The sequence below is a fragment of the Acutalibacter intestini genome, assembly GCF_034334985.1.
In the GTDB taxonomy this organism is placed as follows: Bacteria; Bacillota; Clostridia; order Oscillospirales; family Acutalibacteraceae; genus Acutalibacter; species Acutalibacter intestini.
Window position 1 is genome coordinate 48,894 of sequence record NZ_JAWXXL010000002.1, and the last position, 12,017, is coordinate 60,910.

General features: G+C 51.1%; 9 protein-coding genes. All 9 read right to left on the reverse strand.

The genetic code is table 11. The features are described 5' to 3' along the window. Positions 1-202 precede the first annotated feature (202 nt). Positions 203-1,630: a glycogen synthase GlgA gene (glgA, locus tag U8U68_RS02565; RefSeq protein ID WP_322199290.1), complete on the reverse strand. Its 1,428-nt coding sequence runs from the start codon at positions 1,628-1,630 to the stop codon at positions 203-205. Between the two features lie 193 nt (positions 1,631-1,823). Further along, the gene (gene glgD / locus U8U68_RS02570; protein WP_322199291.1) at positions 1,824-2,939 is read right to left on the reverse strand and encodes a glucose-1-phosphate adenylyltransferase subunit GlgD; all 1,116 of its coding nucleotides are present in this window, start codon (positions 2,937-2,939) and stop codon (positions 1,824-1,826) included. A gap of 45 nt (positions 2,940-2,984) precedes the next feature. Next, positions 2,985-4,196 carry a glucose-1-phosphate adenylyltransferase gene (locus U8U68_RS02575; protein ID WP_322199292.1) on the reverse strand — a complete coding sequence of 404 codons (1,212 nt, stop codon included), beginning with the start codon at positions 4,194-4,196 and terminating at the stop codon, positions 2,985-2,987. Between the two features lie 118 nt (positions 4,197-4,314). Beyond that, complete coding sequence (gene glgB / locus U8U68_RS02580) at positions 4,315-6,339, reverse strand: 1,4-alpha-glucan branching protein GlgB (RefSeq protein WP_322199293.1); 2,025 nt, start codon at positions 6,337-6,339, stop codon at positions 4,315-4,317. Between the two features lie 423 nt (positions 6,340-6,762). Continuing rightward, positions 6,763-7,701: a sugar phosphate nucleotidyltransferase gene (locus U8U68_RS02585; RefSeq protein WP_322199294.1), complete on the reverse strand. Its 939-nt coding sequence runs from the start codon at positions 7,699-7,701 to the stop codon at positions 6,763-6,765. Positions 7,702-7,822: 121 nt separating this feature from the next. Beyond that, positions 7,823-9,046, reverse strand: coding sequence for an LCP family protein (locus tag U8U68_RS02590; protein WP_322199295.1), 1,224 nt, complete (start codon positions 9,044-9,046; stop codon positions 7,823-7,825). Between the two features lie 9 nt (positions 9,047-9,055). Next, positions 9,056-10,252 (reverse strand): LCP family protein, encoded by a 1,197-nt coding sequence (locus U8U68_RS02595; RefSeq protein ID WP_322199296.1) that lies wholly within the window; start codon positions 10,250-10,252, stop codon positions 9,056-9,058. Positions 10,253-10,288: 36 nt separating this feature from the next. Beyond that, the gene (locus tag U8U68_RS02600) at positions 10,289-10,723 is read right to left on the reverse strand and encodes a GtrA family protein (RefSeq protein WP_322199297.1); all 435 of its coding nucleotides are present in this window, start codon (positions 10,721-10,723) and stop codon (positions 10,289-10,291) included. Positions 10,724-10,944: 221 nt separating this feature from the next. Continuing rightward, positions 10,945-11,448: an HD domain-containing protein gene (locus U8U68_RS02605; RefSeq protein ID WP_322199298.1), complete on the reverse strand. Its 504-nt coding sequence runs from the start codon at positions 11,446-11,448 to the stop codon at positions 10,945-10,947. Positions 11,449-12,017: the final 569 nt, after the last annotated feature.

Below are 12,017 nucleotides of genomic sequence, written 5' to 3' on the forward strand. Positions count from 1 at the left end.
TTTGCCGTATCTCTTATTATACCACAATTTGCCGGAAAATGGAAGCCAAATATTACAAAGACATTACAAAATCCTACGCTATTTCTTGGCCTCTATCTTTTTACCTCTTTGCTGTTGGCCGTTATCGCCATACGGAAAGGCGGCAGATTCCTCCGCCGCCTTTCTATTATTTATGAAATTACCCTCATAGTTTTGAAAAAACTTAGTTCTCTAAAATCTGCTTATAAAGCCGAATGTACTCATTCGCTGACTTTGTCCAGCTGTTGTCGCAGCTCATTGCTCTGTCAACCAAAATGCCCCAGCCTTCTTTATCAGAGTTATAGGCATAAATAGCCCTGTGCAGACTGTGCAGCATATCGCCCGCATTATAGGTCATAAAGGTAAAGCCGTTGCCCTCGCCATCTCCACTATCAGTGATAGAGTCTTTCAAGCCGCCCGTCTCCCGTACCACGGGAATGGTACCATAACGAAGAGCGATCATCTGGGAAAGCCCGCAAGGCTCCGACTTACTGGGCATTAAGAAAATGTCCGCGCCCGCGTAAATCTTCCGGGAAAGTTCAGGCACAAAGCCCAGGCACAGCACAAACCGGCCAGGGTACTTTTCTTGCATCCACTTGAAGTAGTTTTCATACTCCAGGTCTCCGCTGCCCAAAATCACGATCTGGGCGTTGGAGTACTGCATCACATTGTCCACCGCATCCTTCACCAGGTCCAGGCCCTTGTGTGAAACCAGCCGGGTGACCATGCCGATAACCGGCACGTCTGGGTCTACCTCGATGCACAGCCGCTCCTGCAACTTCTGCTTATTGACCGCTTTCCCAGACTTATCCGCCTGGGTATAATTGGCATAAAGGTTCGGGTCCGTCTCTGGGTCATAGTTTACGGTATCAATCCCGTTGAGAATCCCCGAAAGCTTCCAAGAACGCTCCCGCAGAATGGGGTCCAGCTTATGAGAGAACCAGGAGTCCAGAATCTCCTGGGCATAGGTGGGGCTAACAGTAGAGACCCAGTTGGCACATTCAATCGCGCCCTTCATCAGGTTCACATCCCGATTAAACTCCAGCAGCTGGCTCTCATGCACAGGGATACCAAACACATCCTCCAGAATATCCTTACCATACTGGCCCTGATACTGGATATTGTGGATGGTAAACAATGTTTTAATACCAGCGTACCACTCATTGTTGGCATAAAATAGCCGGTAATATACTGGCACTAGGGCAGTCTGCCAATCGTTGGCATGGATAATGTCCGGTTTGTAGTCTATGTAGGGCAGCATCTCCAAAATAGCCCGAGAGAAGAAAGCAAAGCGCTCCGCGTCATCAAAATGGCCATACAGGCCGCCGCGCTTGAAGTAGTACTGGTTGTCAATCAGATAGTAGGTCACATTGCCCACCTTAGCCTCGAAAATGCCACAGTACTGCCTCCGCCAGGCCACCGGTACGCTAATGCTCGTGATAAACTTCATCTTATCCCGCAGTTCCTGGGGCACATTGTCATACAGGGGAATTACAATGCGGCATCCCACCATGCGAGCCCGCAAAGCCTGGGGCAAAGATCCCGCCACGTCCGCCAAACCGCCTGTAGCGGAAAAGGGTAGGGCTTCACTGGCACAATATAAAATTTTCATAGGATGATTTTCCTTTCCGGTCTTCTGTGTTTTTAAATATAATACAGAATGGTCTTTCCAGCCGGTTTGGCCGGGTCAAAAAACACACATTCTATGCACCCATTTTCCCTTACAGCGAGACATGGAAACAGTCCTCCAAGCCCCGCCCGGGACGAAAGGTCCCCCAGGCCCACGCAAGCTTTCGCGGCCTTTGTTACACCTTGCTGCCCTTTGCCACGTACACCGGATAGCTCTGGTAGCCGGACATGGTGCGGTTTGCCTCGAACTCCACATTCTTGTCCGTGACCACATAGTCCAGTTTGGTATGTTCGCCAATCACGCAGTCCTGCATAATTACGCAGTTCTTCAGCTTGGCGCCCTTTTTCACCTTTACGCCGCGGAACAGGACGCAGTTTTCTACCTCGCCGTCAATAACACAGCCGTCGGCCACAATAGAGTTGGTTACCGAAGAGCCCAAGCCATACTTGGCAGGCATATCGTCCCGCACCTTGGTGTAAATAGGCCGGTCCGCTGGAAACAGCTGGCCGCGCACCTTGGGATCCATCAGGGCCATGTTAGCGTCGAAAAAGCTGCTAAGAGATGAAATAGTATAGGCCGCGCCGGTGGCCTCATAGCCATACACCCGCAAATCCTTAATGTTCCGCTGCAAGAGGTCCCGGTCAAAGTCGTACAGGTTGCGGCTCATGCAGTCATCCACCAGCTCTATCAGCTTCTTACGGCGGATGATGCACTTACCAAAGCCATAGTTTACGTTAGCCTCTCCCCCCCGCTTGATCAGCACATCCCGCACCGCGCCCTCGGGATCCACCGTGTAGATTACGTTACGGTCCGTATCCGGAGAGGTGCCATGACGGTAAATAATGGTCATGTCCGCGTCCTTCTCCGCGTGGAAACGGAACACATCATTGTAGTCAATGTTGGAGACTGTGTCACAGTTGGAAAACAGTACGTACTCTTCCTTAGAATTTCTCAAAAATCTATGGATGGAGGCCAGGCTGGTCACCAGGCCATCCGTGCGGGAAATGTCCGCGCCAAAGGGAGGTAACAGGAACAGGCCCTCACGCTTGCGGGAGAGGTTCCAGGTCTTGCCAGAGCCCAGGTGGTCCATTAAGGACTGATAATTCTGCTCTGTAATAACGCCCACCTTCTTTACCCCGGAATTCACCAGGTTTGAGAGGGCAAAATCTACCAGCCGGTAGCGGCCGCCATAGGGTATGGAGGCCATCACCCGGTTTTCTGTCAGTTCTCTTACACGCTCCTCATGCACATAGGCAAAGAGAATGCCCATAACATCGTTGCCGCGCATCATATCGACCATCTACCTTTCATTTCTGTTAATTTTTCGGGCATGCTCTTATTTCTCTCCATCTTCCGCGTCCAGCATTTCTTTAGGAGCAACATAGCCGCCAGCAGGGACCTTGCAGCCGGGGCCCACCACGGCCACGCCCCACTCGTCCTTATTTTCCACATCCTCGGGCCGCTGGCCTACCACCGCGCCCGCTCCTACTACAGCGTCCTCAGCCACAATCGCGTACTGGACCTTTGCACCCTCTTCAATGCGCGCACCAGGCATGATGATAGAAGAGGACACTTCCGCGCCTGGGGCTACATATACCCCGGCAAAGAGAATGGAAAATTCTAACTCTCCATAGACATTGCAGCCTTCGGCAATAGTGGAGTTCTGCACGTGAGCGCCCTTGGCAATATAGTGGGGAGGCATTACCGGGTTGCGGGAATAAATGCGCCAGTCCGGGTCCCCCAAATCCAGAGGAATGTTGGGGTCCAGAATGTCCATATTGCTCTCCCACAAGCTGTCGATGGTGCCTACGTCCTTCCAGTAGCCCTCAAAACGATAAGCAAACATTTTCTCGCCAGAATTCAGCATAGCGGGCAGCACGTTTTTACCAAAGTCGTTGGAACTCTTAGGATCCTCCTCGTCGGCCAGAAGGAACTTCTTCAGCTTTTCCCAGGTGAACACGTAAATACCCATATTGGCCAGATCGTTCTTGGGCTTTTTGGGCTTCTCGTCAAACTCGTAGATGGAATTATCCTCATTGGTATTCAGGATACCGAAGCGGCTGGCCTCGGCCATGGGCACCTGCTGCACGGCAATCGTGCAGGCGGCGTCCTTTTCCTTATGGTACGCAATCATCTTCGAATAGTCCATCTTATAAATATGGTCGCCGGAAAGCACCAGAACATAGTCGGGATTATAACGCTCAATAAAGGGAATATTCTGGGTAATGGCATTGGCCGTGCCTTTATACCAGTCGGTCTTTTTCCGCTTCTCATATGGAGAAAGCACATGTACGCCGGCATTCATACTGTCCAGGTCCCAGGGCTGGCCGGAACCAATATATTCGTTCAGCTCCAGGGGCTGGTACTGGGTGAGCACACCCACCGTCTCAACACCGGAATTTACGCAGTTGGAAAGGGGAAAGTCAATAATTCGGTACTTCCCCCCGAAGGGTACGGCGGGCTTGGCGATGTTTTTGGTCAGCACGCCCAGCCGGCTGCCCTGGCCGCCCGCAAGCAGCATAGCCACGACCTCTTGTTTGGGTAACATTGTTTGTCCTCCTATGTGATTACTTTGGTATTGATATATTACTTTTAAAGCAACCGCCGGTAGAAAAACGGCGCTTTTTTGACAACAGAAAATCTTTCCCCCGCAAGCTCACGGCTTTTTAGCTGGCCCGCTGGGCCTGTTTTGCCATTTTCGCCTCTGGCTTTGGCACAGGCATGGCCTTCACCTTGGGCTTAGGCTTTTCTCCGCGCTTTACACATTCCAGGAAAAACACCGTGTTCCCCGGCAGGGTCAGGCTAATGCTCTGTTCACAGCCATGCATAGGCTCGTCCTCAGCCAAAATGCGCTTACCATTGGTAACGCCTTGTCCACCGAAGCTTTTGTCATCCGAGGTGAACACCTCGGCCCAGGTGCCCCAATAGGGCACGCCGATCCGGTAGTTCTCCCGCTGCACAGGTACGAAGTTACACACAGCCACCAGCTCTTTGCCCTCCTTGGACTTACGCCGAAAGGCAATTACGCTCTGAGTGTAGTCATCGTTAGAGATCCACTCAAAGCCCTCCCAGGAGAAGTCGATTTCCCACAGTTCCGGCCGGTCGAGGTAGAAGTGGTTTACTGCTTTAAAGAAATTCTGGGCATCCTTATGCTCCTTATATTGCAGCAGGCCCCATTCCAGCTCCTTCTCAAAGTTCCACTCGTCCTTCTGGGCAAACTCGGTGCCCATAAATTGCAGCTTCTTCCCCGGATGTCCCATCATGTAGGTGACAAAGGCCCGCATTTGGGCTGCTTTCATCTGGTCGTCTCCAGGCATTTTATTGATTAACGAGCCCTTGCCATATACCACCTCGTCGTGAGAGATGGGCAGGATAAAGTTCTCTGAGAAAGCATAGAAAAACGAGAAAGTTAGGCTATTGTGGTTGCCGCTGCGGAACAGGGGGTCCATAGACATATAGCGAAGCATGTCGTTCATCCAGCCCATATTCCACTTATAATTGAAGCCCAGCCCGCCGATAAAGGTAGGCTTGCTGACCATAGGCCAGGCCGTGGACTCCTCCGCGATCATCAAAGGCTCTTTCACTTCGGCAAAGATCGCCTCGTTCAACGCCTGCAAAAAGGCCACCGCCTCCAGGTTCTCCTTGCCGCCATCCTTGTTGGGCACCCACTCGCCATCCCGGCGGTTATAGTCTAGGTACAGCATAGAGGCCACCGCGTCTACCCGCAGGCCATCCACATGGTACTCTTTTAGCCAGAACACCGCGCTAGACATCAGAAAACTCACGACCTCGGGTTTGGCATAGTCGAATACTAGGGTGCCCCACTCTTTATGTTCACCCTTGCGGGGATCCGCATACTCGTAACAAGGCGTGCCGTCAAATTTAGCCAGGCCCGCCGCGTCTTTGGGAAAATGAGAGGGCACCCAGTCCATAATTACACCAATGCCCGCTTGGTGGCAGCGATCCACAAAGCGCATAAAGTCGCTGGGCTGGCCATAACGGGAGGTGGGGGCAAAATAACCCATCACCTGGTATCCCCAGGAGCCATCATATGGATACTCGGTGAGCGGCATGAACTCAATATGGGTAAAACCCATATCCTTTACATAAGGAATCAACTCATCCCCCAGCTTATCATAAGAAAACACGCTGCCATCGGCATACTTCCGCCAAGAACCGGCGTGGACCTCATAAATATTAATCGGTTGACTGTAGGAAGGGTTTTCCTCCTTCTTTTTCTGCCAAGCCGCGTCCTGCCAGGCATAATTATCCAGCTCATACCAACGGGAAGCGGTGCCCGGACGGGTTTCGGTATGGCGGGCAAAAGGGTCTGCCTTGTAAGAGTTCTCGCCAGAGGCATCCTTAATATAAAACTTGTACATCTCGAAGGGCTCAAACTCGAAATCAGTGTAACCCTCCCAAACACTGTCATCGATCTTCTTTAAAGGGTATTTGGCGTTGTCCCAATTGCAAAAATTCCCCACCAGAGACACTGCCTTTGCATGGGGGGCCCAAAGCCGGGCCACCATACATTTTTTTCCCTGATAAATGGCTTTATGCACGCCTAAGTACTCATACGCACGGCGGTTTTTGCCCCTGTGGAACAGGTCTAGAGGAACCTGGCCGGGATCGCCGACCGGCTTCGAACCAGCCTGCACTGCTTTTTCCATATCTGACGTACCGGTGTTCATGGTTATCGATCTCCTTGTCCTGTTTAGATTGAAACCCATGCTATTATAATACCATACTTCTGGAAAATTTCAAGTGGTTTTTAGCTATTTATTTTAAAGATTAGGTTTAAAACGCCCAAACTTTGTGTGTTATAACAAAATCCAACGGCATTCTCTGTGTATTTCCACCCATAGAGGCTTTTTGGCCCGACTGTCGGGAATGAATTCCACACTAGAAAAAAGCCGTACCACAAGGCAACGGCTTTCAACTTTATTTCGTAATAAACGCAGTCCCTTTCAAGCGCACCCAGCACATATTTGCCAGGTCTACCGTCTACTTTTAAAAAGTACGTACCTGCTGGAATCTATCACTTCCAAAAAGGTTCACGCCATTCCCCCCGACTCTTCCAGAACCGGCCGACAGGGTGCGGAAAACGCCCCCCCTTATGCCGGTGTCCCCCATACGGGCGATGGATATAGGCCCTGCTCTGTCATACCAGCTATGGCGTCTACCACCGCTTGACGGTCCACCTTATAGGTAATACCATGCCATTTATCACCCGTGGAAAGCACGGTCACCTGGGCGCGTCCCTGTTGCAACAAAGAATTCACCGCAAAAGGCAGGAAGAACTCCCCTTTCAAAGGATTTTTATCCAAATCCTCCTTAAAAAACCTTAAAAATTCCTCCTCCAGTCCTGCGGTAAAGCCCGGTGTAAAGCCCCAAAGGGACATAGAGACCGGTGTATCCGGCGGCAGCGTAACCCAGCTGGCCCCATTGTCCTCGGTATAGGCAATTTCGCCGCTTTCCAGCTTCTCGATACGGGTACGCTCCACCACTTTTACCAGCATGCCATTCTCCACCTGGCACACACCCCGGGCTACAGAGCCGTGCTGGGAAATGGTGTTTTTCACCTGATAGCCCACCATCGCCAAATCCAGTTTTGGATGGTCCTGGGCATTTTTCAGAAAATCGTAGATTTTCTGAAAAGCCTCTCTCCCATAGAAGTCATCGGCATTGATCACCGCATACGGAGCCTCCCCTACCAACCGCGCCCCGGCCAGAGCCGCATGCCCTGTGCCCCAGGGCTTTTCTCTATCCTTTGGAACACAAAAGCCGGCAGGAATGTCCTCCTGCTTCTGAAAAGCAAATTCCACCTGCATATAGGGCGCGATAGCGTTCGTAATCTCCTGTTGGAACTCCTCCAGCATAGTCTCCTTGACGACGCACACCACCTTGCGGAAGCCCGCTTTCCAGGCGTCGTATATGGAATAGTCAATAATGCATTCGCCGCAAGGACCCACATGCTCCACCTGCTTTAGCCCGCCTCCGCCATAACGGCTTCCCAGACCCGCCGCCATAATGACCAATACCGGTTCGCTCATAATTCTGTCCCCTTTGAAAAATTTTATTATTTATCTCTTGCGAATGATTCCGTTACACCATGAAGAGGCACATACCCTGCCGCGCCTAATTTTGCGTTTCGTCTCCATATCCGTGCTTGACTTATTCTCCATACAGGAAATCTCGCAGATGCTCCCCCATTAACTGGCCGTCATAGCGCAGCACCCACGAATCGTATTCGTTCCAGGCGCCGTAGGCGCCCTCCTCCTCTCCGGGCAGGGTAATACTCTCTGTTTGGATCTTCCCCAGGGCAAAGGGCGCCAGCTGGGCTATATCCCCCAGGCTAAGAGAGGTCTCACAGTTGGGCATCATCCCATGCGCAATCCCCGGATAACTAAACAGTGTCTTTTTTCTCGCCCCGTCCACCAGGCCGGCCAGTACCCGGTGCTGCCGGCCTGTGCGGCTCTCGTCGCCATCCAGCTCTCGAATACGGGAATAGGCCACTGCCTGATTGCCGTTTAAGGTTACCCGGCCGCCTATATACTCTCCATCAATCATATTATGGGTGCCATCTGTGGCAGTGAAATAATCCTTGTCTCGAATTCCCGAGTCTCCTCCTTCCCGCAGAACCTCCTGGCTCAGGTTCCACAGGTTGCGGTTCACCTCCCGCATCTCGTCGCCGCTCAGTTCCAGCTCCACCCCGCCAAAAGCATCCACAATGCGGGCCATATTATAAAAGTTTACGGTCATATAGTCCTCAATGTCCAGACCAAAGTTCTCATTTAGGGTCCGTATAGCCAGTTCCGGCCCACCATAGGCATAGGCGTGGGTCAGCTTATCATAGCCATATTCCGGGATATACACCTCTGAATCCCGCATCAGCGAGGCCATTTTCAAGGTGTGGCTGCGGCTATCCACCGCCATAACCATCAGCGCGTCCGAGCGCCCCTGGTTTTCGCCCTCCCGGCTATCTACGCCAAACAGGGCAATGGTTTTTACCCCTAGGGTTCTGGCGGACGTGTCCACACTTAGGCTTCCCTCCAAAGGGCGCACCTTCAGCCCGCCGAACATATACACCCCCAGCCCCGCCAAGGCGCACACCAGCAGAATTAGCACAAGAAAAATTTTTGTCCCAAGTTTCATGCGCCGTTTGGGCCGTTTGGGCTGCTTTTTTCCGGCCATCTCCCGGCGGCCAGCCCTGCGAGCCTGTTCGGAAGAGTAGCTAGAAATATCTTCGAACTCTCCCGGCCCCTGGTAGTCGTCATAATAGTAATTGTCCCTCAGGGGCTCCCGGCGGGTGCGGGGGGCCTGGGCGCTGGGTCTTTGGGGCCTTCCGCCTTTGGGGGCGCTGTGCCGGCCCGCAGGCTTTTTTTCATATCTCGGCATGGTTTCTTTTTACTCTCCCTCTTCCGATTCCCCATCTTCCCCGGCAGCGCTGCTCCCATTATATTCATTCCAATAGGGAGACTGTTCCTCATAGATAAAAGCGCTCATGCGCTTGGCCGCGCTCTCAATATCATAGACAATGTCGCTGCGCATGTCTTCGATCAAATCATAATCAACATCCGGCACCGAAATAGATTCTATTTCAATGTCTTTGGTCAAAATTGGCAATATGCCCAAAATGTCGTCCAGCTCCAGATTGGTCAGACAATAGGGCATCAGCTTTTTCACCAGCTGGGGATAGTCGGTAACACTTAGCAGCTTTACCCGCTGAATAAGCCCGACCAGCACCTTCTGCTGGCGCTCTACCCGTCCAAAATCGTCGCCAATATAACGGATGCGCCCATAGGCCACCGCCTGATTGCCGTTAAGCAGATAGGTGGCCATCTCGGCGGTGGCAGACATATAGTCACCGTCGGAGATTTCTGGATACTTGCGGTCGTCATACACGCCCTCGGCCATATCGATATTCTTTTGACTTTCCACCTCCCGGCTCAAGTTGGAGAGGTTGGTGTTGATCTCTTCGATCTCGCCGGCGCTCACATCCATCTCCACTCCGCCGAAAGCATCCACAATGGCCGCCATGTTTACAAAGTTGATCGTCACATAGTCCTCAATACGCAGACCGAAATTTCGGTTCAGGGTGCGTACCGCCAGTTCGGGGCCGCCCCAGGCATACGCCGCGTTGATTTTTGTATATTCGTCATAATGCGCACCAAAGCCCTCGCCCTCGATGTGCACCTGACTATCCCGCAGAATTGAACTCATCTTAATGGAGCCGTGGCGGTTATCCACCGTTACCACCATTAGCAGGTCTGAACGGCCTACAAACTGGTCATTTCGGGCGTCCAAGCCAAAAACGGCGATATTTTTTATACTGCTGTCCGAGACCGCCCCTCCCGGCAGCTTGTTGTCATTAATCCCCAGCTTTTCCGGGTCCTTGGTAATGGCCCCAGTGGTCAGCTCTCCAATCAAGTCGGTGGATATGTAGACGAGCACAGAGCCGAAAAGAATCAGCACTACGCACACTACCGCCGCGATAGATTGCAACACAACACGGCCCCGCTGGCCCTTGCGGCGCTTCTTTTTTTCCTGAACCGAGTAGCTGGAAACGTCCTCAAAGCCTTGTCCCTTTGCTTTTCTTGCCATAAAACATCCTCCCTGCAATGGAAACATTTTGTCTTTTTACAAGCGGCCGTCCTTGTGTTCCGCTGGCTTTCCACGGAACACAAACAGCTTGCTGAAAATATAATTGGCTATCACAATTAAAACACTGGCAAACACTTTCATAACTTTATCGTTCATATGCAAAAGATCCACGCCCACAAACATGCACCCCATGTCCAGCAGCAGCGAGACACCCCGGGCCCCAAAAAATTTGGCCATTTCCAGGGCAATGCCCCGGGCCCCATGGACCTTGCTCTCAAACACCCACGTTCGGTTCGTCACATAGGCAAAAAGAATCGCCAGCAGCTGGGAGACCACCGTGGAGGCCATATAGTGCACGTGGAGAAGATCCGTTAGCAACCAGTAAGCAGCCCAGTTCACCAAAGTAGTAAGCACTCCAAAAAACAGATACAGGATCATCTCCCGGTATTTTACAAAAAGTGTTTTCAGCATAAAAAAGATGCTCCTTCCTCCGGCTGTTCCTAAGACCCACATATATATTTTACGAATCCTCCACACTACACTAAAGAAAACAATCTTTATGTATTTTCAAAGACTCAATGGGTATATTTTGCTGTCCAACTATTTCCTGATGTTATAGTATACCTCAAAATCTCCATAAATGCAAGGCAAAAGAAAAAGCCGCCGGAAATTTGGCGGCAAAGTGCGGTTTTTCAAACCGCCTCAGCTTTTGGTAAGCACTTTCCTGAAAGCCTGGGGTAAGGGCTTTTTCTCTTAAAAAATTCGTATACCGAGCAGCCCTTATCTACCAGGGTGACCACTGCCCCTTCTCGATACCGGGGCGGACGCAAGGTCAGCGGGAACATATGGGTTCGAATGATGTCTGCCTCTATGCCAGTAAGCTCCAGCTCTTTGGCCGCATTTTGCCAAGCAATCTCCGGGTGGCGGGCCCAGTGGCCCTTACGGGTAGGGTCGCCGTCTTGGGCGTCATAAAAAAAGTAATCGTGAAGCAGCGCCCCAATGGCCATATCCCTCATATGAAAGCGCACCCCTAAAAAGGAGGCCAGCCGGCAGCTGTAATAGGCCACAGCCACACTATGCAGCAGCCGGCAGGTATTGCCGTGCTGCGGATATTCAGCCATACTAACCAGGTTAGATGCTTCAATTAATTCGTTATAACAATTCCAAAACGCCTCGGCGTCCCAATATCTTGACATGCATTTTACTCCCTTTCTTAAATAAAAAAACAGACTCTAGGCTTTGGTTAAAAGATCCCCAAAGCACTAAAAAACTATGTAATACATAAAAACAGCCCTATTCTCAATTAGAAGCGATACCATGATCTCGATCTTAACGAATCCAGGCAAATCACATTTTTATTATAATCTAAAAACACCACTTATGCAAGGTCTATTATCTGGCAATTTATATGATAAACCAAGACAGAAAATGACAGATAAACTTTAAGAAAAAACGCGAAAAGGCCTCCAAGTATTGCCCTGGAGGCCTTTATTATGCAAAAAATCCAGCTTCTTCAGCTTACTGCGAAAATATTCTACAGCCCATGGGCGCAAAACTCCTTTAACTTGGCACATCAGTACTCTTTCGCTGCCCCGCTGTAATCATTTCATTTCGGTAAGCTTTTAGAAGCTTCTAAACTAGCGGCGCCAAAACAGGTCCGTGCCAAATTGACTTGCTGTCACCCTATACTTTTGCAGCATAGTGACCGCCTTTCGTAATTTAGGATCATTCGCATTTATATCTATTTTGCGGACCATGAGTCCGC

Excerpts from the sequence above, each read along its gene's own strand:
- U8U68_RS02585 (WP_322199294.1), bottom strand. The coding sequence starts at position 7,701 with ATGAGCGAACCGGTATTGGTCATTATGGCGGCGGGTCTGGGAAGCCGT.
- U8U68_RS02595 (WP_322199296.1), bottom strand. The coding sequence starts at position 10,252 with ATGGCAAGAAAAGCAAAGGGACAAGGCTTTGAGGACGTTTCCAGCTAC.
- glgD (WP_322199291.1), bottom strand. The coding sequence starts at position 2,939 with ATGATGCGCGGCAACGATGTTATGGGCATTCTCTTTGCCTATGTGCAT.
- glgB (WP_322199293.1), bottom strand. The coding sequence starts at position 6,339 with ATGAACACCGGTACGTCAGATATGGAAAAAGCAGTGCAGGCTGGTTCG.
- U8U68_RS02605 (WP_322199298.1), bottom strand. The coding sequence starts at position 11,448 with ATGTCAAGATATTGGGACGCCGAGGCGTTTTGGAATTGTTATAACGAA.
- U8U68_RS02575 (WP_322199292.1), bottom strand. The coding sequence starts at position 4,196 with ATGTTACCCAAACAAGAGGTCGTGGCTATGCTGCTTGCGGGCGGCCAG.
- U8U68_RS02600 (WP_322199297.1), bottom strand. The coding sequence starts at position 10,723 with ATGCTGAAAACACTTTTTGTAAAATACCGGGAGATGATCCTGTATCTG.
- U8U68_RS02590 (WP_322199295.1), bottom strand. The coding sequence starts at position 9,046 with ATGCCGAGATATGAAAAAAAGCCTGCGGGCCGGCACAGCGCCCCCAAA.
- glgA (WP_322199290.1), bottom strand. The coding sequence starts at position 1,630 with ATGAAAATTTTATATTGTGCCAGTGAAGCCCTACCCTTTTCCGCTACA.